The sequence below is a fragment of the Ornithinibacillus californiensis genome, assembly GCF_001038485.1.
Lineage (GTDB): Bacteria > Bacillota > Bacilli > Bacillales > Amphibacillaceae > Ornithinibacillus > Ornithinibacillus californiensis.
The window spans coordinates 19,029-44,553 of the sequence record NZ_LDUE01000005.1 but is presented as its reverse complement, the minus strand read 5'-3'; the positions used below and the strand labels follow the sequence as shown (position 1 = coordinate 44,553).

Annotated in this window: 29 protein-coding genes and 1 riboswitch; of the genes, 3 read left to right on the top strand and 26 right to left on the bottom strand. The window is 36.9% G+C overall.

Annotation, left to right across the window (positions count from 1 at the left end; translation table 11 throughout):
• Positions 1–19 precede the first annotated feature (19 nt).
• Together TE34_RS00300 and csaA are read right to left on the bottom strand one after the other, a co-directional pair.
• The gene (locus TE34_RS00300; RefSeq protein WP_047982822.1) at positions 20–709 is read right to left on the bottom strand and encodes a CBS domain-containing protein; all 690 of its coding nucleotides are present in this window, start codon (positions 707–709) and stop codon (positions 20–22) included.
• 34 nt (positions 710–743) lie between these two features.
• Positions 744–1,073 (bottom strand): chaperone CsaA, encoded by a 330-nt coding sequence (gene csaA / locus TE34_RS00295; RefSeq protein ID WP_047982821.1) that lies wholly within the window; start codon positions 1,071–1,073, stop codon positions 744–746.
• A gap of 229 nt (positions 1,074–1,302) precedes the next feature.
• On the opposite strand from csaA, the gene pdxK reads away from it, so the two are divergent.
• Positions 1,303–2,118, top strand: coding sequence for a pyridoxine/pyridoxal/pyridoxamine kinase (pdxK, locus tag TE34_RS00290; protein WP_047982820.1), 816 nt, complete (start codon positions 1,303–1,305; stop codon positions 2,116–2,118).
• A 92-nt stretch (positions 2,119–2,210) separates the two neighbouring features.
• Here pdxK and TE34_RS00285 read toward each other — a convergent pair whose 3' ends face one another.
• The 13 genes from TE34_RS00285 to TE34_RS00225 all read right to left on the bottom strand — a co-directional run bounded on the left by TE34_RS00285 (position 2,211) and on the right by TE34_RS00225 (position 16,412).
• On the bottom strand, positions 2,211–2,612 hold the full coding sequence (locus TE34_RS00285; protein ID WP_047982819.1) for a hypothetical protein: 402 nt from the start codon (positions 2,610–2,612) through the stop codon (positions 2,211–2,213).
• 39 nt (positions 2,613–2,651) lie between these two features.
• Positions 2,652–3,140 carry a GNAT family N-acetyltransferase gene (locus TE34_RS00280; RefSeq protein WP_047982818.1) on the bottom strand — a complete coding sequence of 163 codons (489 nt, stop codon included), beginning with the start codon at positions 3,138–3,140 and terminating at the stop codon, positions 2,652–2,654.
• Positions 3,141–3,318: 178 nt separating this feature from the next.
• The gene (locus tag TE34_RS00275; RefSeq protein WP_047982817.1) at positions 3,319–4,605 is read right to left on the bottom strand and encodes a nucleobase:cation symporter-2 family protein; all 1,287 of its coding nucleotides are present in this window, start codon (positions 4,603–4,605) and stop codon (positions 3,319–3,321) included.
• Between the two features lie 3 nt (positions 4,606–4,608).
• A complete protein-coding gene (locus TE34_RS00270) occupies positions 4,609–5,184 on the bottom strand; it encodes a xanthine phosphoribosyltransferase (protein ID WP_047982911.1) in 576 nt (191 codons plus the stop codon).
• Between the two features lie 141 nt (positions 5,185–5,325).
• A riboswitch (purine riboswitch) is annotated at positions 5,326–5,427 on the bottom strand.
• Positions 5,428–5,502: 75 nt separating this feature from the next.
• Complete coding sequence (locus TE34_RS00265) at positions 5,503–6,390, bottom strand: RNA polymerase sigma-70 factor (RefSeq protein ID WP_053074916.1); 888 nt, start codon at positions 6,388–6,390, stop codon at positions 5,503–5,505.
• Between the two features lie 30 nt (positions 6,391–6,420).
• Positions 6,421–7,596: an NAD(P)/FAD-dependent oxidoreductase gene (locus TE34_RS00260; protein WP_047982816.1), complete on the bottom strand. Its 1,176-nt coding sequence runs from the start codon at positions 7,594–7,596 to the stop codon at positions 6,421–6,423.
• 288 nt (positions 7,597–7,884) lie between these two features.
• Entirely contained in the window at positions 7,885–9,288 is a 1,404-nt protein-coding gene (locus TE34_RS00255) for a S8 family serine peptidase (protein WP_047982815.1), read from the bottom strand.
• 308 nt (positions 9,289–9,596) lie between these two features.
• On the bottom strand, positions 9,597–12,047 hold the full coding sequence (locus TE34_RS00250; RefSeq protein ID WP_053074915.1) for a S8 family serine peptidase: 2,451 nt from the start codon (positions 12,045–12,047) through the stop codon (positions 9,597–9,599).
• Positions 12,048–12,195: 148 nt separating this feature from the next.
• Positions 12,196–12,846, bottom strand: a complete 651-nt coding sequence (locus tag TE34_RS00245) for a response regulator (protein ID WP_047982814.1) — start codon at positions 12,844–12,846, stop codon at positions 12,196–12,198.
• Positions 12,824–14,674, bottom strand: coding sequence for a GAF domain-containing sensor histidine kinase (locus tag TE34_RS00240; protein ID WP_047982813.1), 1,851 nt, complete (start codon positions 14,672–14,674; stop codon positions 12,824–12,826). The genes TE34_RS00245 and TE34_RS00240 overlap by 23 nt, the downstream gene beginning before the upstream one ends.
• Before the next feature lie 249 nt (positions 14,675–14,923).
• Positions 14,924–15,373 carry a DinB family protein gene (locus tag TE34_RS00235; RefSeq protein ID WP_047982812.1) on the bottom strand — a complete coding sequence of 150 codons (450 nt, stop codon included), beginning with the start codon at positions 15,371–15,373 and terminating at the stop codon, positions 14,924–14,926.
• Between the two features lie 27 nt (positions 15,374–15,400).
• A complete protein-coding gene (locus tag TE34_RS20120; RefSeq protein WP_053074914.1) occupies positions 15,401–16,099 on the bottom strand; it encodes an SRPBCC family protein in 699 nt (232 codons plus the stop codon).
• Positions 16,086–16,412 (bottom strand): metalloregulator ArsR/SmtB family transcription factor, encoded by a 327-nt coding sequence (locus TE34_RS00225; RefSeq protein ID WP_047982811.1) that lies wholly within the window; start codon positions 16,410–16,412, stop codon positions 16,086–16,088. Before TE34_RS00225 ends, TE34_RS20120 begins: the two co-directional genes overlap by 14 nt.
• A gap of 153 nt (positions 16,413–16,565) precedes the next feature.
• On the opposite strand from TE34_RS00225, the gene TE34_RS00220 reads away from it, so the two are divergent.
• Complete coding sequence (locus TE34_RS00220) at positions 16,566–16,991, top strand: DUF6376 family protein (protein WP_047982810.1); 426 nt, start codon at positions 16,566–16,568, stop codon at positions 16,989–16,991.
• Between the two features lie 51 nt (positions 16,992–17,042).
• On the opposite strand, the gene TE34_RS21350 is transcribed toward TE34_RS00220, so the two are convergent.
• The 9 genes from TE34_RS21350 to TE34_RS00175 form a co-directional block, all read right to left on the bottom strand.
• A complete protein-coding gene (locus tag TE34_RS21350; RefSeq protein ID WP_236687080.1) occupies positions 17,043–17,531 on the bottom strand; it encodes a permease prefix domain 1-containing protein in 489 nt (162 codons plus the stop codon).
• Positions 17,504–17,854: a PadR family transcriptional regulator gene (locus TE34_RS00210; protein ID WP_047982809.1), complete on the bottom strand. Its 351-nt coding sequence runs from the start codon at positions 17,852–17,854 to the stop codon at positions 17,504–17,506. Before TE34_RS00210 ends, TE34_RS21350 begins: the two co-directional genes overlap by 28 nt.
• Positions 17,855–17,973: 119 nt before the next feature.
• Entirely contained in the window at positions 17,974–18,585 is a 612-nt protein-coding gene (locus tag TE34_RS00205) for a class I SAM-dependent methyltransferase (RefSeq protein WP_047982808.1), read from the bottom strand.
• 12 nt (positions 18,586–18,597) lie between these two features.
• Positions 18,598–19,017 carry a metallothiol transferase FosB gene (gene fosB / locus TE34_RS00200; protein WP_407944344.1) on the bottom strand — a complete coding sequence of 140 codons (420 nt, stop codon included), beginning with the start codon at positions 19,015–19,017 and terminating at the stop codon, positions 18,598–18,600.
• A 19-nt stretch (positions 19,018–19,036) separates the two neighbouring features.
• Entirely contained in the window at positions 19,037–19,813 is a 777-nt protein-coding gene (locus TE34_RS00195) for a glucose 1-dehydrogenase (RefSeq protein WP_047982806.1), read from the bottom strand.
• 86 nt (positions 19,814–19,899) lie between these two features.
• Entirely contained in the window at positions 19,900–20,361 is a 462-nt protein-coding gene (locus TE34_RS00190; RefSeq protein WP_157037551.1) for a GNAT family N-acetyltransferase, read from the bottom strand.
• A gap of 24 nt (positions 20,362–20,385) precedes the next feature.
• Positions 20,386–20,886, bottom strand: coding sequence for a GNAT family N-acetyltransferase (locus tag TE34_RS00185; RefSeq protein ID WP_047982805.1), 501 nt, complete (start codon positions 20,884–20,886; stop codon positions 20,386–20,388).
• A 154-nt stretch (positions 20,887–21,040) separates the two neighbouring features.
• Complete coding sequence (locus TE34_RS00180) at positions 21,041–21,406, bottom strand: YybH family protein (protein ID WP_047982804.1); 366 nt, start codon at positions 21,404–21,406, stop codon at positions 21,041–21,043.
• Positions 21,407–22,291 carry a TetR/AcrR family transcriptional regulator gene (locus tag TE34_RS00175; RefSeq protein ID WP_053074913.1) on the bottom strand — a complete coding sequence of 295 codons (885 nt, stop codon included), beginning with the start codon at positions 22,289–22,291 and terminating at the stop codon, positions 21,407–21,409.
• Positions 22,292–22,455: 164 nt separating this feature from the next.
• On the opposite strand from TE34_RS00175, the gene TE34_RS00170 reads away from it, so the two are divergent.
• Positions 22,456–23,958 (top strand): DHA2 family efflux MFS transporter permease subunit, encoded by a 1,503-nt coding sequence (locus TE34_RS00170; RefSeq protein ID WP_047982803.1) that lies wholly within the window; start codon positions 22,456–22,458, stop codon positions 23,956–23,958.
• A 34-nt stretch (positions 23,959–23,992) separates the two neighbouring features.
• Here TE34_RS00170 and TE34_RS00165 read toward each other — a convergent pair whose 3' ends face one another.
• Positions 23,993–24,523: a hypothetical protein gene (locus TE34_RS00165; RefSeq protein ID WP_047982802.1), complete on the bottom strand. Its 531-nt coding sequence runs from the start codon at positions 24,521–24,523 to the stop codon at positions 23,993–23,995.
• A 204-nt stretch (positions 24,524–24,727) separates the two neighbouring features.
• Positions 24,728–25,513: an AAA family ATPase gene (locus TE34_RS00160; RefSeq protein WP_047982801.1), complete on the bottom strand. Its 786-nt coding sequence runs from the start codon at positions 25,511–25,513 to the stop codon at positions 24,728–24,730.
• Between the last annotated feature and the right edge of the window lie 12 nt (positions 25,514–25,525).

Here is a 25,525-nt window from a genome sequence, read left to right as displayed (position 1 = left end):
TTGAACTTCATTTAGTTTGTTACTGTATCCCCATAATATCCCAAGTAGTAATAATACCATTTAGTTTATTGGTTCGTTCACCATCAGCTGTAATAAGAAGTGCATCAATTCGGTTTCCTTTACCGATATTCTCTTTAAACACCTCTACCGCTTCATAGACAGAAGCATTCTTTGCAATAAATTCGTAATTATTTTCCTTTTGATAGGGCATAATTTGTTCAATAGTAACTTCAGCGATGATAGCATCTTTATTCTTTGCTAACCACTTGGTAATACCACTTTCTGTAATTAATCCCTTAAAGTCTGCCCCATCATATACAGGAAATTTGGAATAACCTTTCCCATGAATGGCATCTAATAGACGGGATAGAGAATCCTTTAAATCAAAAGATAGTACTCTTTTCTCAAACTGAGGAATGACTTGCTTAGGTTTCGTGATTTCACTTTCAATTTGTTCTATTTGCTCCACGACAGAGTCATGGGGCTCGGCTATTACTTGATCCGTATCCATCCGGTTATGCACGATTGCATTCCTAAGCTCGGCGAATTCTAATAAATCATCCTTATATCGGCGAACAACCGGATTATATTTTGTAAGAATTCTTACCGCCTTGGAAAATCCGATACCTTTACTATTTCCAATTTCATTATCCATTGCTTTATCAATGCGATTAAATGCAGTAATAAAACGATCTGAGTTTCTTGTCATGACACAATCTCCTTCTATAGTAAAAGTAGCTTAGCTAGGATATTTTCGTTCCATTTTCCACTACTTCATCTGGCCGTAACAACACAACGTCATCTTCTGACGGAACGCCACCAAGGACTAAGACCTCAGATTTGAATCCTGCAATTCTTCTAGGTGGAAAATTAACAACAGCAACTACCTGTCTGCCAATTAATTGCTCAGTTTCGTAACGTTTCGTAATTTGTGCTGAAGATTGTTTAATGCCTAGTTCACCAAAATCAATTTCTAACTTAATTGCTGGCTTACGTGCCTCAGGAAAAGGCTCTGCCTTTATTACCGTACCTATGCGAAAATCTAGCTCCATAAAGTCTTCAATCGTTGCCATATGTATAACCCCCAATAAAAATAATACCTCCCAAAAATAAACAAACTTATCTTGGGAGGCTACTTAGTCTAGTTGCAGTATCATCTATTATTACTATTTTACAAGCTCTTATACTATTGTTAAAGTATTTTATACTTATTAAGGGAACCCTAAGTTTGTATCCTTTATTTTATCGGTAAAATATTATATCCTAGTGAATGTGTAGGCTTAATATTAAGGGGGATTTATCATGGCATTGAAAAAAGCATTAACCCTAGCAGGTTCTGATACAAGTGGTGGGGCCGGCATTCAGGCTGACCTGAAGACATTCCAAGAGCATGGTGTATATGGAATGAATGCATTAACTTCTATCGTAACAATGGAACCAAATGGTTGGAATCACAATGTAACTACGATCGATGTAGGTGTAGTAGAAAAACAATTAGAAACCGTACTATCCGTCGGTGTAGACGCAATGAAGTCTGGTATGCTTGGTACTGTAGACGTAATAGAGCTCGGTGCAAGAAAAATTAGAGAGCATAATATTGATAAATATGTTCTAGATCCAGTAATGGTATGTAAAGGTGAAGATGAACTTCTATTACCTGAGAATACCGATGCAATGCGTGAAGTACTTCTTCCAGTATCTTTAGTTGCAACTCCAAACCTTTTTGAAGCATGGCAATTAGCGCAAACTTCTGGTCCAATTAGAACTATTGATGATATGAAAGAAGCTGCAGTAAAAATCCATGAACTAGGCGCGAAAAATGTTGTAATTAAAGGCGGAAGAGCAATTCAACACGAAAACGCAGTTGACTTGTTCTTTGACGGAAAAGACTTTACATTGCTAGAAAGTGAAAAAATTGACACGACCTATAACCATGGTGCTGGTTGTACCTTTGCAGCTGCCATTACAGCAAATCTTGCTAATGGACAATCCGTATTAGATGCTGTCACAAATGCAAAGAAATTTGTTTCTGCAGCTATCAAACATGGTTGGCAGTTAAATGATTACGTTGGCCCTGTTATGCACGGTGCTTACAATAAATTAGAAGCAAATAATTAATTTTTTCTATAAAAAGAGGAGCTTGTACAAAACAAGCTCCTCTAATGTTTTCCCGTCAGTAACCACGGTATATTCACTTAATGTTTTTCCTTCTAAAAGAGACTGTCAATATAATCAATATCAATGCGCTTAGTTGGATCCGTATAGAAAAAACCTTTATATCTTACTTTATCATTACTATTAATGATCAGTACTTTCTGTTCATCCCCGTCTTCATCGTAAATCGTCATTCGAAAACGATAACCCAAGTATCCTAAACTAGATTTCCCTTTGCTAAACGTGATTCCATTAAGATTAGTTATGATATGTTTTATATGTTCTCCATCGCTTACAGTTAGTGCCTTACCCTGATTGCCGTCGAAGATCTCTAATTTTGATACTTCGGATGGGTTTATAGAAATAAGCTTTTTAGGTATGTATGTAGTAGCATATAGTCCTCCAAATATAATGGCTACAACTACTATTGTCAGGAAAATCTTTTTCTTCTTTTTCAATGCCCATCTCCCCCTTTGCGATTTCTCTCAACGCTCTCCTTATTGTAAATTACAAACTTGTTTTGTATTAAACTCTTGGATATACATTCCCTCTTGAAATCGCTCCGAGAATCTATCATTAGTAATTTCTTTTATTAATCCATACCAAAATGCATGAGCAGGCTTGTTGTTTTCAATTTGAGTAATAAACCAATCACCAGGAAACATATGGAATAACTTTTTAGCAATTTCCTTCCCGTAGCCATTACCACTATGTTTAGCCATAATAAAGAACTCTTCAATGGTGTTAGGTTCAGACTCCGTTGCACTTTCCACAAGCGTAAATCCAATCAATTCATTTTCTAGCTTGATAAAATATGCATGAAAGTTGTTTTCATCCCAATATTTCTGTAAATTAAATGGCTTATATGCACCATTCTCCTCCATTCTAATCGTTGGAATGTATTTGCTGAACTCATAGATGTAAAATTGTATTAAATTATGTAATACCTCTTCTTCTTTTACTTGTACCTTGGTCAAATTTAACATCCTACGAACCTCTTCCTAAATACCATAATTTATGATTCCAATAAATTTTACCATAAAATTCTACCATCATAACAAATTAGAAAAATTTTGTTATTATTTAGATAATTAATGGGATAACTAAATGTATTGCTAACTAAAAAACTCCCATGAGTATCATGAGAGTTCCTTCTATAATATCCTATGCTTCTTTTTCTTGTAGAACTGCAATGGGTTGTTTGGATGGCAACATATTAAATACAATATTCAGCACGATTGCCGTAATACTTCCTGCCACAATTCCATTACTTGTTAATATCTGAACACTGTTTGGTAGTTGGGCGAATAGCTCAGGAACAACGGTAACACCTAATCCCATACCAACCGAACAAGCAACAATCATTGAATTCCCAGTAGATTGAGAGATTTCTTTGCTTAGCATTTTGATCCCTTGTGAAATAACCATACCGAACATCGCAATACAAGCTCCACCCAAAACAGAAGTTGGAATAATCGTTGTTAAAGCAGCAATTTTAGGAATTAACCCTAAACCAATTAACATAATTCCAGCTACAATTATTACCTTACGAGTTTTTACACCTGTTAACTGAAGAAGCCCTACATTTTGGGAGTACGTTGTGTATTGAAGAGCATTGAAGAGCCCACCAAAGAAAATCGCCAGACCTTCTGCACGATAACCTTTTGATAAGTCCTTCTCTGATAGCTTTTTATCTGTCATATCACTTAATGCAAAATAAACACCAGTAGATTCTACCAATGAAACTAATGCAACTAACGTCAAAGTTAATATCGCTGACCACTCGAAAGTAGGCATTCCAAAATAGAAAAGCTCCGGTAATTTAAAATAAGTAGCGTCACGAACAGCACTGAAATCAACCTTACCCATAAAAGCAGCAACAACTGTTCCTCCGACTAAACCAATTAGTATAGAAATCGAACGAACAAAACCTTTTGAAAATCGGTACATTAAAACGATAAAAATCAATGTCCCAAATCCAAGCGCAATATTAGAAAGTGATCCAAAGTCTTCCGCACCTTGTCCACCACCAAGGTCATTAATAGCAACCGGAATTAATGTTACACCAATTATCATAACTACTGTTCCTGTCACAATCGGTGGGAAGAATCGTACAAGCTTACCAAAAATACCACTAACTAGTACAACGATTAATCCAGAAACAATGATTGCTCCATACATAGCATTAATACCAGATTGACTACCAATAGCAATCATCGGTCCAACTGCCGTAAAAGTACAACCAAGAACAACCGGTAAACCAATACCAAAGAATCGATTTGTAACCACTTGAAGTAATGTAGCAACGCCACACATCAAAATATCGATTGCTACTAAATACGTTAGCTGTTCAGGCGTTAGGCCGAGTGCTCCACCAACAATTAATGGGACTAATATTGCCCCCGCATACATCGCTAATACATGTTGAATACCAAGTGCCGCTGTTTTCATCTATTATTCCTCCCGAAACGTGATTTGATTATTTTCTAATGAATCGATGATGGCTAAGGACTCCACTCGAATGCCTTGCTCCCGTAGTAAATCTCCACCAGCCTGAAATCCTTTCTCTATGACATTACCAACTCCCGCTAAGGTTGCGTTGGCCTGTTTCACTATGTCTACTAAGCCACGTGCTGCTTGACCGTTAGCTAGAAAATCATCAATAATTAACACAACATCACCTGCAAGCAAATATTCGCTAGATACAGAGATTTCATTCGTCTCCTTTTTAGTAAAGGAGTGAACCTTTGCCGTAAACAAACCATCCACTAATGTTAATGATTTTCTTTTTCTAGCAAAAACAACAGGTACTCCTAAATACAGTCCCGCCATCATAGCAGGTGCAATACCTGATGATTCGATTGTTAGAATCTTAGAAATGCCTTCATCCTTAAATCGTTCTGTAAATTCTTTCCCAATTTCTTGCATCAATTCCGGATCAATCTGATGATTCAAAAAGGCATCTACCTTGAGCACATCATTAGACAAAACCCTTCCCTTTTCCATTATTGCTTGCTTTAATAGTTTCACAGAATCTTTCCCTTCTAGGAGAATTTCCAGACGAATTTTCAATAAAAAAAGCTCGAAAACATCACTATGAAAAAGTAATGTTTTCGAGCTAAAAGGCTGTCGAAAAAATAGAACAATTATACAATCCCAATACGGATTGTATTTTATTCTAGTACTTTTCATAGTCAGCTCATTTACGGTAAGCTGGTAGAAACTTGCAGGCCATATCCCTGCGATTATATGAAAATCGTATGAAATTGTTATTTAGTATACCGACAAAATCCGACGAAATCAATAGTAAATATGAATATAAAAAGATTCAGACATCTTCAATTCCATTTATTGTACTGTATTAATCAGTTGGTGTTTTAATATTTCTAGCTTATCTGGATTTCGTATAAAGTATATATTTTTTAATAGATTGGAATCCAATTCAAACATGGCGACTAATATAATTTCTTGATCATTGTATAAAACGAGCCCTTCCTCGCCATTAATAGATATCGCTTTAAAACGTGTACTCTCTCCAAACATCGGAAGTCGTTTTAATAAACCGCCTAAGAAGCGAAGTACCAGTTCTGGCGTGCGGATAGGATGTACAGCTGCTGGAACTTTTCCTCCCCCGTCGGAGTAAACAGTAACATCCTCGGATAATAGTGGTAATAATTGCTCTATATCGCCTACCTGTAAGACGGATAGCAAGTTCTCCATCCACTTTTTATCTATCTGTTGAGGATTCATCATTTCTTTATCGGTTCCTAGTTTTTCCTTTGCCCGGCTATATAGCTTACGGCAGTTCACCTCACTCTTATCTACCATTTCTGCAATGGTCCGGTAATCAAAGGAATAGGCCTCTTTCAGGACAAATACAGCCCTTTCTACGTTTGTTAACCGTTCCATTACGACGAGCATGGCGTACGATAACAAATCATTTTGGATCACTATATCGCTTAAATCTTCAGGAGTTGTTCTAACCGGCTCTGGCAACCATGTACCAACATACTGTTCTCTCTTCATTCTTGCAGACTTCAAATAATCCAAGCACTGATTGGTTACCATTTTGCAGAGATAAGCTTTTTCATGTTCTAAACGCTGCACATCCATCCCATGCAACTTTACGAATACATCCTGGACAACATCCTCTGCATCGGATCTAGTTCCTGTTAATTGATAAGCTAAGGTGAAAAGTAAGGGCTTATAGTTTTGGTACAACTGGTCTATCTCCATTTATCACACACTCCAGTACCTGCTTTTCTCTTATTTTACCAAACTAGCAATATCCCAGGTTGTTTTTCTTATCCAATAGCCAATTTTTCCTGATAAATATAGATCGAGCTTAGGTAACGCTACCCAGACTAACCCCTTCTTCTCACCAAGTCCAAAGCAATAGGTTGTTATTGGCGTTTGATGAACTGGTGCTTTTTTTTGGTAGATATCGGCTCGGATGACCTTTCCTAATCTTCTAGCTTGGATGGTTGCTTCCTTACAGGTCATCTTATCTTCAACCCCGGTACTAGGGTCGATTATTCTTGCACAATCCCCTATACTGTATATGCTATCCATACCTTTCACCCGATAGGAGCTATCCACTACTAATCTACCGTCTTCGGTTAAAGGCAAGCCCCAAGAAGCAAGGTTGGGATTCGGGATCAAGCCTGTCGTCCAGATGCATAATCCCGTTGGAATACTGTTACCATTTTCTAAATCTACTTTTCCTTCTTTCACCCTAACAACCTTTTCATCATGAATGACTTTAACCCCCAACTTGTTTAGCCTTTTTTCCAATTTTCCACTTAATTTTTTAGGTCCATCAACAAATAGCCGTTCCTTGGAATTAATTAGTAAGACACGGACTTCCTCTAGGTTGAAGTCATTAGATTCAGCAGTATTTCTTACTTGCTCTGCTAGATAAGCCGATGTTTCTATACCACTAATACCTGCTCCTGCTACTGCAATAGTTAAAAGCCTTTTACGCTCCATAGGGTCTTTTGTTTCCTTAGCTATACGTAAATTATTCAACCATTGTTGGCGAATGCGCTGAGCATTCTCATAACTAGATAGACTAATCCCACCACGCACCTCAATTAGCTGTTGAAAAGAACTTCCAGCAGCTATTACTAAAAAATCATAATTTATTTGCTGCTGCTCCTCTTTATCGTTCCTAATTGCAATGGACTTTTTTATATAATCAACAGAGAAAACGTTACCTTGAACAATATCTACATCTTCTGGAAAGATTTGCTTTAACGGTACTTTTATAGGAGTTTCTTGAGCTGCGGGTTTAAATAACAATACCTTCTTAACATGATAAGGTTTGGCATTGATTAATATGACTCGTAATGCTTGCTTATTTTGCAACCTTTTCTGAATTGCTTTAACGGCATGTATACCAGCATAGCCACCACCAATTACGACACAAGTTAATTCTTTCATTATTTACAACTCCTTCTGCATTTACTAATAGAACGATTGAGTGGCTAGTTTTGTGACAACAAAAGAAAAGCGCAGGGAGCCCGCTTTGCGACGTACGGACTGGACTGAGCCGTAGGAGATAAAGGAAACACGATGACCGGAGGGAGTCGATGTTGACTTATCGTACGGAGGTGAGGGAAGTCTCGCTAGTCGCAGGCGCCCGGAGCTAGACATCTCTGAATTTATACTTTCTTATCTTTTTAAAAAAAGGATAAGCGAGAATTTCGCTTATCCCATGGAATGTGTTTATTAATGTGAAAATGCTGCTTCTACTGCGTAGTACGCATTGACGTAACCCGCTCCAACTTCCCAAGACTCATATCCCGGCATATCAGTTGCTGTTTGCATCAATATACTCTTAACATCATCAGGAGTTAATGATGGATTAGCTTCTAACATTAGCGCTACAATACCAGCCACATGAGGTGTTGCCATGGAAGTACCACTCATAGTAGTGTAAAAAGGTAGATGCAATGGTGATATTAAAGCTAAATCCGTACTTGTTGCTAGTAACGGTAGTGGTGATACTCCACGGGCAGATATTACATCAACACCTGGTGCTGTTACAGTTGGTTCATCCTTCCACTCCCAAGTCTCACCATCGATTTCAAACGTCCCACCAACACCTTCTGTACCCCTAGATGAAAAATCTGCAAGTGTTAAGCCATCTTTGTTACCTGCCGCTACAGAAATGACCCATGGTGCCTTGGCATATGGATTATGTGTATTTTCTGTTGGTCCTTCATTACCAGCAGCAAACAGAACCGTAATCCCAGCATCAAATGCTTGCTTACTAGCAATATTAATTGGATCATTCGGATCAAAATCCCCAGAAGATCCCCATGAATTCGTAATAACTTTAATATTGTACTCATCCTTATGCTCTAACGCATAATCAAATCCACCTAGAGCATCTAACATGAGGACAGCTGCCCCAGAACCATATCCAATTAAATCGGCCCCAGGAGCAACTCCTTCATATTTCCCATCGGAAAGCTCACCAGAACCTCCTACTGTTGCCGCTACATGTGTACCATGTCCGGATAACACATCGGTGCTTGGTACATTTTCTAAATAGGTCACGGGTAAAAGTCCAGGAGCAAGGCTTGCCAAATTCACATTTGCCGCAACGTTTTGAACTAGATTATCGCCAAATTGAACATCAGCATGAAGCCCGTCTACCCCACTGTCATTCACCACAACACCAACACCTTCACCCGTCACAGGTAATCCACCATTTTGATCAATCATATTGGCATCATTACGCACATCCACGACACCTGTGATATTTCTTGAGTCTTCATTAAAGTACTCCATTTTTTTATTTAAATAAATAGAGCGAACGGAAGCTTCGTTCTGTAATGCTTCAATTTGTGATTCCGTCAGAACAGTTGCTACCATTGGTAAAGAGGATAAAGATATCGCCTTCGTTACCCCAAGATCCTCTAGTAGCTCTAAATTTATTAATGATGGCTCTTCCTCCCCCTCAAAGGTAACGATAACCTGATATTCACTTAACCCTTTCGATAGCTCTTCAACTAGTGTCGGCCCAAGCTTTGTCAGGTCTAACGTTGCTTCTGTATCCTTTACGTTATACGTAAAGAAAAGGCCGATCACACCAATTACTAAGACAAGTTTAATAATATACTTCATGTATTCTCCTCCTATTTCGAATATTTGGATATAAATTTATTATGGAGAAAGGAGAAGAAGAATACTATCGCCTAATAGTAACAATCTTCCCTTTATTAAAGGACTTTTGATGCCATACTTTTGTAGCCTTTTGGACACACTAGTTATCTTTATTTACAATTTTTACTTTAAATGGAATTATATTACTTTTATCTGATTCGTTTTCCTTAGTACAGATAACTAAAGGAATATGCTTCTTAACAAATAAAAAACCAGCACTAAAATTCAGTGCTGGTTGGGGAGGAATCAAATTCATTAATTCTTAGCTACTACTTGAAAAAAGCATTATAATATCGAGTCATCGCAACCGCAAATTCACCTCTTGTTACATTTTGATTTGGTGAAAAGGTTGCAGTAATAGTTGGTTTAAGATCAAATGGTCCTTGTTCTACGTCAAATGACGCATTTAATATATTCAAATCTAACGCTAATTGAACATATCCTTTCCATTCCTCTGGGATATCTCTAGCGTCTTGGATAGGTATACGTTGGTCTCCGTACTGAACTGTAACTTGATCAACAGACTCCATCGCCATATCCTGAAGGCCAAGACTTTGAACGAACGAATAGGCAAGACTTGCTCTAGTAACGCTAGCATCTGCATTGAAAGCACCGTTGCTATCCAGTAGCATAACGCCATTTTGTACTTGTGCTGCATCGCGAATGGCAGCACCTTGCTGTGTTACCGCAGATTCAACTGGTGAAAGTCCATCCTCACTAGGTAAGGCTTGGCGGATACCAGCTCCCATTACTAATGACTCTGCTAATTCTCCACGCGTTATTGCTTTATTCGGCTTAAACTTTCCATTCGCATAGCCGTCAAACAATTGCTCCTTCACACCCATTTGAATTGCTGAAGCTGCTGGATGACCTTCAATATCATTCAACCCAGAAAAACCACTAATTGTTGTACTTTTTATGGTTCCTTGAACGGTTTCCGGTAACCCAATTCCTAATGGATTCTCCTCCACACCTCGTAAACCACGAACTTCCACTGCCCAAGTACCTGCTTGAGGTGCATTAACGGAGACAGTTCTTGCCCATTCTATTGCAAATAATAAGCTAATCCCTGAACTATATTCAGTTCCATCAGGCGCTATCAATACTAAGTTTAGCGGATTACCAGTCTGTTGTAATAGACCTCCAACATCCACTCTTGCTTCTAAACTCGCTACACCCTCTTCGACCTCAAAAGTATATTGATTTGTTGAAACAGCGGTAATTGGGTTATAGTCAACAGTAAAATCTTGTGAAGATGTACTTGATTCTACACTACTATTAAATGTCTTAAACATATTGACCGTACTTCCATAATTATCAACAGAATTAAATGCTGCTTCCACTGCTGCATGGGCATTCACATAACCAGCACCAACTTCCCAAGATTCATACCCTGGCATATTTGTTGCAGTTTGTTGTAAGATATTTTTCACTTCATCTGGTGAAAGGAGTGGATTTGCCTCAAGCATTAATGCGACTACACCTGCTACATGTGGAGTAGCCATGGATGTTCCACTCATTGTTGTATAGTAAGGTATATGCGCTGGATCAATTAATTCTAAATCCAAATCGGTCGCTAGTAGCGGAATTGGCGACACTGCACGGGTTGAAATAATATCTACTCCTGGTGCCGTAATAGAAGGCTCATCCTTCCACTCCCATGTTTCTCCATCTGCTGTAAATGTTCCACCAACATCTTTTGTTCCTCGGGAAGAAAAGTCAGCTAATGTACCGTCTTTTTCTCCAGCCGCAACCGAAATGACCCAAGGTGCTTTTGCATACGGATTATGGGTATTTTCACCAGGACCGGAGTTTCCAGCTGCAAATAGCACGGTGATACCACGGTCAAACGCCTTTTTACTTGCGATATTTACTGGGTCATCTGGATCAAAGTCACCTGATGATCCCCAAGAATTCGTAATAACTCTAATATCGTATTGCGCTTGATTAGTAATTGCGTAATCAAACCCACCAAGTGAATCTAAAATAAATAGCGCCGCACCAGAACCATAACCAATTAGATCTGCACCAGGAGCAACACCTTCATATTTCCCACCTGACATTTCACCTGTTCCACCAACAGTCCCAGCTACATGGGTACCGTGACCAGAATTGGTATCGGTGCTCGGAACATTCTCCAGGTATGTAATCGGTAAAATACCAGGAGCTAAACTACTAAGATTTGCGTTAGCCATAACATTTTGAACTAAATGATTGCCAAACTCGATGTCTTGGTGTAAACCGTCAACCCCACTATCATTGACTACGACACCTATTCCTTTCCCAGTAACGGGTAGTCCACCATTTTGAACTCGCATATCATTATCTGTTCGAACTTCCTCAACTCCAGTAATATTACGAGAATCTTCATTAAAATATTCTAGCTTTTTATTTAGAAAAATAGATCGAACCATACCCTCTTCTTTCAAAGCCTCAATTTGGCTTTTGGTAAGAATAGTTGCTACCATTGGTAAGGAATTAAGAGAGATACCTTCCGTAATTCCTAATTCTTCTAATACATTTAGATTAGCTTCTGTTGGAGCTTGATCACCCTCAAATGTTACAATAACCTGAAATTCATTTAACCCTTCAGCAATCGCATCCAATAATAATGGATCCAAAGTTGCTTGCTCTATATTTGCGTCGGTCTGTTTTATACCTACTGTTAAAAGAATAAGTGAAGCCCCGATTACTGCAATCCACTTTAATAATTTATTCATCTAGTCCCCTCCATTTTTAAAAGTATAGTTACTTTTCTTAATTATGGAATAAGTGGGGACGCTTTTCTATCAATCAAAAGATATAAAAACTGCCCTTTAAAGAACTATTTTTGATTAGCCAAAAGTAGTAATACACTAGTGCTTTCAGTTAATTGTTCTTAAAATTATCAGGAACAGGGACAACTTGATTTTGTACGGCATATATAATCACTTGAGACCGACTCTTTACCCCAAACTTTTTAAAAATTTTACTAATATGTATTTTAACTGTCTTATCACTGATAAATAGTTTGGAAGCAATCTCCTTATTACTCATCCCTTCCAACAGACAGAGCAGTACTTCCTTTTCCCTAGCACTTAACTCGTTTTCCTGTGATTGGGGTTGCTGATGAATTGAAATTAGCGCCTTGGTCATAGAAGGATGAATGACAGATTGGCCACTAGCCACATTCCTAATGGCAGAAACAACTTCTTCTGATGGAGAGTCCTTTAGTAAATAACCATCTGCCCCCTCACGAATGGCTGTCATAAAATATTCTTCATGACTATACATGGTTAATATACAAACTTTAACATGGGGACTTCTCTGTTTAATTTGAGGTATAATTTCTATACCGGTCCCATTAGGCATATTAATGTCTAGCAAGACTAAGTCTGGCTGAAGTTCTTCCACTTTCTTTAACGCTTCTGAACCGGACACAGCTTCTCCAATTACTGTTATATCATCTTCCATACCAATAATATTTTTCAATCCATCTCTTAGAACTGCATGATCATCAACTAACAAAACTCGAATCATATTCCTTCCCCCTTCCTAAATTTGCTATTGGGACGATTATGGTAATTTCCGTTCCTTCCCCATCCTTACTATCAATTTGCAAGGATCCATTTACTTTTTCTACGGACTCATTCATATTCAATATGCCAAAATGTGGCGTACTCTTTGCTCGAATCACTTCTTCTATCAATGAAAATCCTATACCGTAATCTTTTATTTTTAGTAATATTTGTTCAGATTGGTACCCTAATAAGACATCTATTCGCTTTGTCCTACTATGCTTAACACTATTTGCCATACCCTCTTGAAACACTTCAAATAACAACTTTTCTACCACCGAACTAAGGCTTACTTCTTTTCCTCTTATTTCAAATCTTATATCTAGACCACCCTCTTTCTCAAGTGACTGAATGACATTTTTCATTGCTGGGACTAGCCCTACTTGTTCGGTTGGATAAGGTCTCAATGCATAAATAGATTGACGTATTTCTTTTAAACTATCTCTCAATTTTTTAGTACTATCAGAAACGATTTGTATGGTTTCGTTTGGGTGATGAGGAAATTTTCGTTCGGCTGTTTCCAAATTCATAATCGCTCCAGCTAGGGATTGGGCAATCCCATCATGGATTTCTCTAGCAATTCGATTACGTTCTTCAAGTAGTAAGCGTTTCTCCTTTTCCTTAATCAGTGACTGTGTCTTTACCGCGATTGCTAGTTGATTAGCAAAAGTTGCAACTGAACTTAAATCATCTTCAGAAAAGCTTTTCGTTCTGCTTCTACCAACGATAAGCATCCCGACTTGGCCATTTTCTATAACGAGAGGCGCATAAATAAAAGACTTTAGATCGTAATCAAAATACGCATCTGCAATCCCAATGTCATTCCTTCTGTTATCAATTAAGACTGGTTTGGTAACTGTATTCACTAGTTGAATAAGCTCAGAAGAGAGTGGCTCAGTTGATTGCACCATGCCATTAATATGTTGAACCTCCCAACTATCATTCTCTTTCAACCACAGCATTTCAGCATCAACATCAATTAGCTTCTGAAAGCTTGAGTCCATAATACTTATAAATCTATTGGTTGGTACCAATTTGTTTAAATCAGTAGTGACTGAAAATAGAGCTTTTAATCTATTCTTTTCTTTTCTTAATCGTGTAATTACCGCACTAAGCAACGAAAAACCTACCAGTGGAGAAAAGAAGAAGAAAAAGGAATAGAAATCAAGAACCTCTTTTCTCTCATTGCCAAGTAGAAATACCATAAAACCATATACGAGGGAAATAATTGCACTGTAACCTTCTACTATATTTTTTTGCATCCACGCTTTTCCAAAGTATGTTTGTGGGCGTAGCCATAGCACAATATCTACCATTAGATTATTCACTATTATAAATACAATTAGAAGAATACTATAAGAAACAAAACTATCTAATACTAATGAATCATAATGAATATAAAAGTCTAGACTTTCCATTACTTTTACTCCTATAAAGAAACTCAAAACTAGAGTTGTAGGATTAAATAGAACAATACGTAATGGTCGCCTACTTAGAATGTTCACGAGCAATACCGCAAGACCATAAATAACAATGGTCCAGCTTAGTCCATACAGCAAATACAAAGTCACTATAATTGGAAATGTTAACGTCGTATTCCCCTTCCAAACAGGGATAGGAAAATACTCGCAAATAATGATATAGACAGAAAAAAGCAGGAGAATAATAGGGTTATGTGGTACTTCGACATTCATTAAATGAGTTAATATCAATAAACTACCAGCAATGGATACACTAGTCATGAAGATTCTAGATATATTTTCTCTTAACCGAAAACTACTAGTCTGCATTTACTCCTCCTCCTAATTAGTAATTTTCTAAATTATGAATCAATCGAGCAGAAATGTCTAGACTGATAGAATATTTCTGGTTTAATTCTTCAATTATCTCTTCATGATTAAAAACCATTATTATAATTAATATACAACAAACGCCTTCTCTTATTAAGTGAAGGCGTTTCGTCTCTGTTAATTGGATATATTGAATTCTAATCCATATGGGTATAACATTTCGGCCTTACTAACCCTGAAGTAATTTCTCTAAGCCAATAATTTCAAATTAATTTGCTTCAGGTGATGTAGATCATGCTCTAAAAATATTTTAGCAAAGCTTTCTACAGAAAATTTCCTTTTACCTTTTCCAATTGTAAATCTAATATCGTCATCAATCATATTCAATTGTTCAATTAGTTTTCTTCTTTCTTTAACAAAAAGGTCTACAATTGATTCTATTGAATGATCCCTTAACAAGGCTAAACCCTCTGCATTATGTGTATCATGATCGGGAAAAACTGGTAAATTTGCTCCATCAGTCATGTAAGGTAACATATTCTCGAGATTGAACTTATCCCAATAATAAAGATGTGCTACAATATCCCGAATCGACCACTTTCCCTCACTTATTGATTCTAGCAATCTCGCTTCCTCAATTTCCTTTAGTTGAATTATATCTACTACTGCTTTTTCAAATCGGTTAAGAATGTTACTCATGATTCCCCTCCTATGGAAAGTCCAAATTTAATATGGAACTGGATATGTATCGACTTCACATGCTAAATCCAATTCTTCAGATCCACGTACTACATGTAACATTACAGTCTGGTTTATTGACTTCGAGTTGATTAATCTTTCAAAATACTCATAGCCTAACACTTTCTCATCATCAATATCGGTTATAATATCACCTATTCTTACTCCCGCTTTCGCAGCGGTGCTTCCTTCCTTTACTCGAAGGATTTTCGTACCACTGCCGCCTTGATTCGTAGTATGGGAAACACCTATCCATGTTCTCCATAGATTGTTACGATTATCATGTCCAGTCTCGTAAACACTTTTTAGATTTTCTAAAAACTGTCCAGTACCAAATAACATATTTTCTTTAGCCGCCTCATCCATTTCCGAAATAAAGGTAGCTCGATATTCAATACTTACTTTAATACCATCTTCCACCTCGACTAATTCCGTTATGGTTCTAAAATCCCCATCTGGACTTTCTAATACAAATCGTTTCATTGCGTCAATTTCTTTGTAAACACCCTCAGACGTAGCGCCCCAACCGTGATTCATATATCCTTTTCCACCGATACGAAAATCTATTTCAGCCTCTTTCGTGTACCAGCGATTAAGGTGTTCCGGCTTAGTTAGTGCCTCCCAAACTCTTTCTAGTGATGCCTGCACTACAATTTCTCTTCTCACTGAATCTTTAACTTTCGCCATCCTGCATTTCCCCTTTTTCCACATAATTTTTCAAGCTGGCAAGCTGATCATCAAGTAGTTCTCCGATGAAATGAAGCATCTCATTGTATGCCCTTTGTAGCATATCTAAATTCAAGTTATACAGTCGATATTTCCCTTGAACCGTTGCAGAGATAATTTTCTCTTCTAATAGAACATTTAGATGCTTCTTAATAGCTGGTTGAGAGATATCAAATGCCTCGACAATCTCTTTTTGGGTCATACTTCTTTCTTTAAGCATCGTTATAATGCGCCGTCTTGTTGCATCACCTAAAGCTCGATAAATATCAGACATTGATTCACTCACCTCCAACGTATAACCTTTTGGTTATATATAATATAACAGGGTAATAATTTGAGGTCAATATTTTTTTGAAAAAATGTTTTAATCTTCCATCCATGTTATTCTTAAAGTGGTTGATTCTTAAACGAAGGAGATTATATATAAATGAAGAAACTAGTTAGTATGATTATTTTCACAGCCGTATTATTCCTATCAGGATGTGGTTTTTTAGAAGATACTCAAAATACGATAAACTACGCTACCGAAACAACAGAATACTTGAATGAGCTTAGTACAGCAGCTGAAGAAATTCAAACGTTAATGAATCAAGGCAATACCGCAGATTTAGATGGGAAACTTACTGAGATTGAAGGAACTATTCAAGAATTTAATTCCATTGAAGTTCCTGCCTTAGCAGAAGGTATTCATGATGATATCACAGCACAAAATGAGAAATTACTCGAAACGATAGATCAAGTGCAATCCAATGGGGAAATTGCTCTAGAAGAGTTGAAAAACACTGAGATTGTCCAAACCATTGAAAGTATTACAAGTTTCATGGATCAAATAGAACAACTTGGATTTGAATAAAAGATACGAAGCTTGGGGGTAAGCTACCACCCCAAGCTTTTTTAAAATCGATTATCTATAGGCTAGAACCTTCTTAGCAACAAGTGCAATTGGTACAAGTGCTGTTATAATACTAGCTACAAAAAATCCAATAGCATACCTTGGTATACTTTGTTCTGGTACTCTATCATTAATTTCAAAAGATAAGAAATAAATCCCAATCCCCTGACCATCAACAGAACTACCCATATTCCAAAGGGTAATTCCTTTGTGGATCATCAAAACGGTTAATGCACTGCATATTATAACAGCAAACAGTCTTATAAATTTTAAATAAGGAGACATTTCATGCTGTAATTCCTCACTTATCTTTTTCTCATTTCCAAATGTTGAGATCGCTAACTTAACAGCATCCCTCTCTGTATTCCCTTTCTCAAGGAATTCTCTCCTCAATAGTATCAAATGATCTTGGATTTCTTCTGCAATTTCCTCCCTTTCCCGCTCACTACAATCCAACCTCTTCACAATTTTCGCTATGTAGACTTCAAATTCCTTTTCCAATTTACTCCCTCCAAACATACATTGATTAAGTCACTTACTTGAAACCATTCGTTAGCTTTAGCACGCAGCTCCTTTTCACCATCAACCGTTATTCTGTAATATTTACGTCTACCACCAGTGTCGGAGTCACCCCAATACGATTCAATCCAATTTTTCTTTTCCAACCGTTTTAGTGCTGGGTACAATGTTCCTTCACTCATATTGTATATTTCATTACTATATTCTCTAAGGTCTTTTACTATTTCGTAGCCATAGGTATCTTTTTTTGCAATCAAAGAAAGCAAAAGGATGTCAATACTCCCACGCATTAAATCCTTATCCATTTCAATCACCTCTTTTCATAAGATTAACAAATAATACATCGCTGCACAAGGTATATTTCAAAAAAATAAGATCAATATTAAAAAATTAATAATGATCCGGATACATTTTCCTTATAATGTTACTTTCTCAGAATAATTGATTGAAATTGAAATTTTCCTCCAACCACTTCTTTCGGGATAACCTCAAAATATTCGATAGTAAAAAACTCCGAAACTAATTCCTTTATCGTTTCATCCTCAAAAAATGAAAAAAACCTCTTTGGAGTATAGTGGTCTTCTTCCCATATCCCTTCATGATTCTCTCCACCGTAAACGCCCATATAAAATAAACCAGATGGTTTTAATACTCTTTTTATTTCCTGCAGTACCCCTCTTATTTCCATTTTAGGAACGTGTAGCAAGCAATTTAGGGACCAAATAGCATCAAAGTGATTATCAGGAAAATCAAGATCTGCAAAGTCCATTACTTTAGCTGTTAAACCCTTTTCCTTACACAGTTTAATCATCTCAACAGAAATATCCGTAGCGAAAGTTTCTAACCCTTTCTCCTGAAAAAAAAGACTATCCTTCCCTGGCCCTGCGCCAATTTCTAACAAGCTCTTCTTGTTTTCCTTATGCAGGAATGATAAGAACGTATTACGTTCTGCTACCTTCCAATCCTGTACAGTTAACCTGTCTCTTTCATTTGCTTTTTGATTATAAGACTCAATAATTTCTTTTGTATTCCCCAAATTATATCCCCCTTATTCTATAAAAAAATCCATATGAGGCTTAGCTTCCTTATAATAAGCCAATCTATCTTCCAAATTCCCCGTATGGAATTCGAATTTATGCCCATCTGGATCAATAAAATAAATCGATTTCTTATCCCGAGAATCTCGTTCTCTTCCTGTTAATATCGTAACATTTAGTCTCTTTAGCTTTTCATAATAGGAATCAAAATCCTTTTCATCAATAGAAAATGCGATATGCGTATAAGATTTATGTATCTCATTTCGAGGTATGTCTTTTTCTTCATTTAAAGCAATCCATAGACCACCTAAATCAAAATAAGCTGTTGTTCTTCCTTTTACTAATAGCTTAGCATTAAAGACTTTCTCATAGAAATCAATAGAGTTAGTTAAGTCAGATACGGAAAATAATAGATGGTTAATCCCACTCAGTCTCTTTTTTTCCCCTTTCTTACCCAACAAAGCTGACTCCACCATCTACAATTATATTTTGCCCTGTAATAAAGCTTGCTTCATCTGAAAACAACCACATTACAGTAGACGCTGCTTCTTCAGGCTTACCTATTCTACCTAATGCGTTCAGACTATTATATTTCTCTTCAAGTAATTGTCCCTGTTCAACGGATAGGTTCTCAAATTTAGCTTCGATCATAGGCGTTCTAATCGCACCAGGTGTTAAAGTATTAACCCTAATACCTTTCCCTCCGTATTCCTGAGCGACGGCTTTCGTTAATGCGATAACACCACTCTTCCCAGCTGCATAAGCGGTTGTACCCGGTGAACAGATTAGAGCGTCTAAAGAAGAGGTATTTACAATAGAACCACTTTCATTCTTTAGCATTGCTTGTAATTCGTACTTTAGACACAACCAAACTCCCTTAATCGTTACACCCATCATATTGTCAAAATCAACTTCACTGAATTCATGAGTGAGTGCTGGTTTTCCTTCCGCATGACCAGCATTATTAAAAGCATAATCTAGTTTCCCAAAAGCCTCTACTACACTTTCTACCATCTTCTTTACCTCATAGGATCTACTAACATCCGTCTGGACAAATAAAACATCGGAGTGGATTTTTCTTAGTTTCTGTAATGCCTTTTCCCCTTTACTAGCACTTCTACCAGCAATAACAACTTTTGCTCTTTCCCGCATCAGACGTTCTGCAACAGAAAAACCGATTCCTGATGTGCCACCAGTAATTAAAGCTACTTTATCCGCAAACTTCATCTAATCCCCCCATTCTACATGTATTACATTTTATTCCAATAATTGAAAGATATCACTTCCTACGTGATTAATACTAACAATCGTTACTATTTCACCATTACAATAAACTTCATTTCCCCACGCCAAAACTCATTAACTGTTTTAAAGCCAAACTTCTCATAAAGACGGATCGCACGTTTATTAAAATCTGCTACGGTTAACCGCAAACATTTAACAGACTCACGATTGACATCTCCCAAAATGTATTCAAAAAATGCTGTTCCAAAACCTTTGCCAGTCATATCGGGCCGCATCCCTAATCCAATGTCGAGACACTCATCTTCATAAGCATCTATGTCATTTCCAGCAGGTACTTGGGCATCTTTTCCCGTACAATAGAAACCGACAACCCTATTTTCAGAAAGTATTGCTTTATAAGCGTTACTTGTCAGCTCAATGATGGCATCACCTGAAAGAACATTGTTGTATAAATCATAGGGTTTATCATATTTCCATTTCAGAATTTCGATAGCATACTTGTCTGTCATTCTACTAGTTGTTAATTTCAATTGTTTCCCTCAATTCTCAAGAAGTTATAATGTTAAAGACATATATTCCTCGTCAAAATAAACATTCTTTACTTTTAATGCTTTTTCTTCTAGACCGAACGTTTCGAAGCCAAATTTTCTATAGAGAGCTTTTGCACCATGATTAACCGAGACTACTGTAAGATTAATCGTAATCAGCCCCTCAATTTCTTTTGCTTGCTTAATCGCTGTCTCTATTAGTCCCTTCCCAATATCCTTACCTCTATATTTTGGAGTCACATACATCGCAAAAATGTTAGCCTTATGCTTTAATTTATCCCTTGTTTCAGGGATTAATGACACCATACCAATTAGCTTTTCATCCTCAAACGCCCCGAAGTTATAATGGCTAGGGCTACTGAATCTTTCCTCATATAATTGAATTGGGTTCGCTTTATTTAGCTCTTCCTCGTAACTAGCCGCAAAAGCTTCTGGATTTTCTTTTAAAGCTTCGAGTCGTAGTTCATAATATTGTTCAGCGTCCGTAGGTTTTAATAGACGTATCATCTCTTTCACTCCCCATTATGTCCCTTCTCTATAATTCTATCTTTTGTTTAGAAAATCCTTTTTCGTTTACGAATATAATCAAAATTGACGATATTTGGCTTTTTTATTGAACTAAAAAGCCCTATCAGGATTTCTGATAAGGCTTTTTAACCCTTTATAATCTACTCAGATGCTCATGTACTAACTTCCATCTACCGTCTACATCCTTTATAAATACATTCGTTGCTCTACCACTACCTTGAACATAATCCCCATTATAATAACCTTCATATTGATATGTATAGATACAGGTAGCCGTATTCTCTTCTGTTGCTATCCATTCCACATCTGTCGCACGATACACTTCATCCTTAATGGTTTGCCATGCATTTTCGAAATATTGCTGGATTTCCTCTAGTGATCTACAAGTTTTATTCGAAAACCAATATACCGCATCTTTTGCCAACATACTTCTTACATTTCTAAAATCATGTGAATTCGTAGCAGTAATATAATCTGCTAATGCTTGTTCGTATCCCACTTAAACCTCTTCTCCTTCCTGGCATTTTATATATTTTTCAGCAAGTTGTACCACCTGACTAATCTCATACTCCAATTCCGTATCTTTAAAAACATGTTTCAAGGAAAGCATCATACTTTCAATGATAAATTTCCTTGGGGATTCAGAGGTTATTTCTTTTTGTAGAAAGTGAAGGTAATCTAGTTGTTCTGAGTCTGCCTTTTTTGTAATGTAATCTATTTTCTTGATAAAAGAGTCGAGCAATCTTTGTGCTCTACCTTCACCACTTAATTCGAAAGAAAACAATTCTTCGGAAAAGAATTTCTCACCTGACTTCATTTGATCGTTCATCATTGACTTCATTCGCTTTAGGATAAAACGAATTACCTTTTCTGGTTCGACTTCCTCTTCCATCCCCATTTTCCATACATGCAAAAAGTGATGTACCATTCCGAGCAACATGACAGCATGATCGAGCGAATAATCATTCTTCCCCGGGGTATACACGTCAGCAATTCGCTTTGAAACCCAATTCAGCTCTGCACGATATTGCTTGTCCATGTACTTCCTGATTTCTTTATCATCCAGTTGCATGACATGATTAAATAAAGCGAGCATATTATACTTTTTATTCATATTTAACCGCACTGCTAGTTGCTTAATAAATACCTCTTCATCCTGTTGGTCTTTACCAATTGCAAGCTCGATTCGCTTCTGATAGCCTTCTGCTTCGACATATTCAATAATTGCTAAAAGGCATTCATTTTTGGACGTAAAGTAATTATAGAAGGTCCCTTTTGAGATTTCTGCTTCATCTAAAATGTCTTGTATCGAAGTAGCATGAAATCCTTTCTCAATAAATAGCCGATGGGCTGCATCAATTATCTTCCATTTTCTTTTATTCATTTTCAATATAATCACCTAATTATAACGATAGTATAATTTTATTTTAACAGTATAAACGGGTTAATTTCAATGAACAGAACAAAATTAAATTTTAGCATTGCAAAAAATATACTATCGGTATAAAATACTTAAGTGCTTATTTGAAACGGAAAGTAGGAAAATGAATGACAGAAAATATATCACAAGAACAAAAACCACCTTATGGTATTATTGCCATACTTTTTATTGGAGCATTTGTAGCGATACTTAATGAAACCTTCTTAAATGTTGCATTACCTTCTATCATGAATGAATTTGCTGTTAGTCCAGCAAAAGTACAATGGTTAGCAACTGGATATATGTTAGTAAATGGTATTCTAATACCAGCAAGTGCATTTTTCATTCAACGGTTTACAAACCGCAGCATTTTTCTAGCTGCAATGGGATTGTTCACATTAGGAACACTTCTAGCAAGTATCTCACCAACATTTGGTATCTTATTAACAGCCCGCATGATCCAAGCATCTGGGTCGGCTATCATGATGCCATTACTCATGAATGTAATGCTAGTAGCATTTCCGATTGAAAAACGCGGGCAAGTGATGGGCTTTTTTGGCTTAGTTATGATTGTAGCGCCAGCACTTGGACCAACACTTTCAGGTGTTATAGTGCAACATCTCGGTTGGAGAATGCTCTTCACTATTGTGTTACCATTCGCCATTTTTTCACTTGTATTTGCGGTCTTACGTCTAAAGAACTTCACACCACAACATAAAATTAAACTCGACGTACTATCCATTTTATTATCAAGTATTGGGTTTGGTGGATTATTATACGGATTCAGTTCTGCAGGTGAATTAGGCTGGAGCAATCCAATTGTTTACGGTACAATCACCGCTGGTACTCTCGGTTTAGTTCTACTGATTACACGCCAATTTAAGTTAGACGAACCATTATTAGAATTTCGTATTTTTAAATATCCGATGTTCGCACTTTCTTCAGCGATTTCTGTTACGATTGCACTTGCACTCTTTTCTGGGATGATTTTAATTCCACTCTATATTCAAGAGGTGCGTGGGTTCTCCCCAACGGAAGCTGGATTGTTAATGCTTCCAGGAGCATTAATGATGGGTATTATGTCACCAATATCTGGTCGACTATTCGATAAACACGGTGCAAAGACTTTGAGTATAGTTGGATTAATTATTATTACCGTGACTACACTTATATTCAGTAAGCTTTCCATGACAACACCTTATTTACTCGTTGGTCTGATGTTCTCCATTCGTGCATTTGGTATGTCTTTAGTGAATATGCCAGTTATGACAAATGGATTGAACCAATTACCTGTGAAAGATTATCCACATGGTACCGCAATGAATAATACATTGTCACAAGTTGCAGGTGCGATTGGATCGGCTTTGTTAGTTACCGTCATGAATAAACGAAGTGAAGCAAGACTGGAAGAAATAACGAGGGAACCGATTGATATGAGTTTAATCGATCCGGAGTCTTCAGTCGAAGTGACGAAACAGCTATCGAACTTAGCCATGTTAAACGGGATAAACTTTTCTTTCTTCGTTTCCGCATTGATTGTCACCATAGCTTTGGTCTTAGCATTTTTCATCAAGCGTGTCCCAATTGATAAACAAGAAAATTCCGTGGATCTAACAAATCCACCAAAATAACGACATGCAAAGGCCCCTTCAACTAAAGGGGCCTTTAATTATAACTAAATAATATATTTCCATCTCTGTCCATCACATCAAATGTTATCGAATGGGATTCCTCAATACCTTCTGCTAATATATCGACAAAGATATGTTTTTTATTGATGTCTACTTCATTCTGGATTACAGTACCTTCATTATTCTGAACCTTATATGCCACATGTTTTGCACTAGGATAATGAAAAATCCCCCCCCAAACCATATGAAGTGGCGTTTCCGTATGCTCTCCGATAATATCCATATAAATAAATTCTGATTTGTTACTGATATCAATTGGGAATGAAAAATCATCATTAGAATCAAATACATAGCGATTAAAGTTGTTCCGCTCATAAGAACTCCGACAAATAATATAATCTCCATCGTTATTCTTCGTTAAAAATATGACAACCCCTACATCATCATTCTGATACAAGATCTCAGGACTTTCATATTTTCCATTAATGGCATCGTGTAGCGTCTGTGATGAACAACCTATGGTAAATAATATTAAGAACACTAAGATTGCTAGTAACTTTCTCATTTTCTCCTCCCTGATAACAGGGCACCATTCCGCCCGCAATTCTATTTCTATTCTTCTCGAACCAATAATAGTGGGAAATATTTTTATGAGGATAATGTACAATATATTGTTGAAGGTTCTAATTTCGTTCTCTTATATAGACGTTTATATATCGTAAAAGGTTTCAAAATATTGGAAAATAATCAAAAAGACCCATATTGGGTCTTAATTTAGGTGTCGTAGAAATCTTTCGGGGTTATTAAGAAAATCTCTAGTTAACTTTACGTGCTCTACTTCTTCATAATCTACTTGCTTTAATTCATCTTCGATTATGGCGAAAATATCAGCATTTGGAATTGCCATTAAAATAGGTGAATGTGTAGCAATGATAAATTGGCCACCTTCCACCACCATGTCATTAATCATAGAAATAAGGGTTAACTGTTTTAACGGAGAGAGTGGTGCCTCAGGCTCATCCAATATGTATATTCCATCTGGCTGGAACCTAGCTTGAAATAAATCCAAGAAACTTTCACCATGCGACCGAACGTCTAGACCCTCTCCATATAAATTTTGAAGGTCATACAAAGTACGAGCATAGGGTAGAACTTCCAGACTGTGAGGATCTCTTTTCTTTATTTCTTGAAGTGTATCTTTTGATTCTTGTCTGATGGCAGCAAGACGACTTGCAAAATTTATAAAATCATTTGCACGAAAAAAGAATCCCTTTCTCGTTTTTATTGTCCAGACTAACTTCATCTCCATTCCTAATTCTCTTGCCGGACCAAGGGTTGGATCTGAATCAATATTTTCTCCACCAATTAATATACTCCCCATATTGGTTGCAATTGCTTCAAGCAAGGTTGATTTCCCAGTGCCGTTTTCACCAACGATAATAGTTACGGGATTAGAAAACGAGATTTCCTTGAAGTTTTTAATAAATGGTAGATGGAAAGGATAGGATTCGTTATTTGTTTTACCGCCTTTTGTTACTGATTTTAAATGAATCATTACAATAGCTCC

Excerpts from the sequence above, each read along its gene's own strand:
- TE34_RS00300 (WP_047982822.1), bottom strand. The coding sequence starts at position 709 with ATGACAAGAAACTCAGATCGTTTTATTACTGCATTTAATCGCATTGAT.
- csaA (WP_047982821.1), bottom strand. The coding sequence starts at position 1,073 with ATGGCAACGATTGAAGACTTTATGGAGCTAGATTTTCGCATAGGTACG.
- pdxK (WP_047982820.1), top strand. The coding sequence starts at position 1,303 with ATGGCATTGAAAAAAGCATTAACCCTAGCAGGTTCTGATACAAGTGGT.
- TE34_RS00280 (WP_047982818.1), bottom strand. The coding sequence starts at position 3,140 with ATGTTAAATTTGACCAAGGTACAAGTAAAAGAAGAAGAGGTATTACAT.
- TE34_RS00275 (WP_047982817.1), bottom strand. The coding sequence starts at position 4,605 with ATGAAAACAGCGGCACTTGGTATTCAACATGTATTAGCGATGTATGCG.
- TE34_RS00265 (WP_053074916.1), bottom strand. The coding sequence starts at position 6,390 with ATGGAGATAGACCAGTTGTACCAAAACTATAAGCCCTTACTTTTCACC.
- TE34_RS00260 (WP_047982816.1), bottom strand. The coding sequence starts at position 7,596 with ATGAAAGAATTAACTTGTGTCGTAATTGGTGGTGGCTATGCTGGTATA.
- TE34_RS00255 (WP_047982815.1), bottom strand. The coding sequence starts at position 9,288 with ATGAAGTATATTATTAAACTTGTCTTAGTAATTGGTGTGATCGGCCTT.
- TE34_RS00250 (WP_053074915.1), bottom strand. The coding sequence starts at position 12,047 with ATGAATAAATTATTAAAGTGGATTGCAGTAATCGGGGCTTCACTTATT.
- TE34_RS00245 (WP_047982814.1), bottom strand. The coding sequence starts at position 12,846 with ATGATTCGAGTTTTGTTAGTTGATGATCATGCAGTTCTAAGAGATGGA.
- TE34_RS00240 (WP_047982813.1), bottom strand. The coding sequence starts at position 14,674 with ATGCAGACTAGTAGTTTTCGGTTAAGAGAAAATATATCTAGAATCTTC.
- TE34_RS00235 (WP_047982812.1), bottom strand. The coding sequence starts at position 15,373 with ATGAGTAACATTCTTAACCGATTTGAAAAAGCAGTAGTAGATATAATT.
- TE34_RS20120 (WP_053074914.1), bottom strand. The coding sequence starts at position 16,099 with ATGGCGAAAGTTAAAGATTCAGTGAGAAGAGAAATTGTAGTGCAGGCA.
- TE34_RS00225 (WP_047982811.1), bottom strand. The coding sequence starts at position 16,412 with ATGTCTGATATTTATCGAGCTTTAGGTGATGCAACAAGACGGCGCATT.
- TE34_RS00220 (WP_047982810.1), top strand. The coding sequence starts at position 16,566 with ATGAAGAAACTAGTTAGTATGATTATTTTCACAGCCGTATTATTCCTA.
- TE34_RS00210 (WP_047982809.1), bottom strand. The coding sequence starts at position 17,854 with ATGGATAAGGATTTAATGCGTGGGAGTATTGACATCCTTTTGCTTTCT.
- TE34_RS00195 (WP_047982806.1), bottom strand. The coding sequence starts at position 19,813 with ATGAAGTTTGCGGATAAAGTAGCTTTAATTACTGGTGGCACATCAGGA.
- TE34_RS00185 (WP_047982805.1), bottom strand. The coding sequence starts at position 20,886 with ATGATACGTCTATTAAAACCTACGGACGCTGAACAATATTATGAACTA.
- TE34_RS00175 (WP_053074913.1), bottom strand. The coding sequence starts at position 22,291 with ATGAATAAAAGAAAATGGAAGATAATTGATGCAGCCCATCGGCTATTT.
- TE34_RS00170 (WP_047982803.1), top strand. The coding sequence starts at position 22,456 with ATGACAGAAAATATATCACAAGAACAAAAACCACCTTATGGTATTATT.
- TE34_RS00165 (WP_047982802.1), bottom strand. The coding sequence starts at position 24,523 with ATGAGAAAGTTACTAGCAATCTTAGTGTTCTTAATATTATTTACCATA.
- TE34_RS00160 (WP_047982801.1), bottom strand. The coding sequence starts at position 25,513 with ATGATTCATTTAAAATCAGTAACAAAAGGCGGTAAAACAAATAACGAA.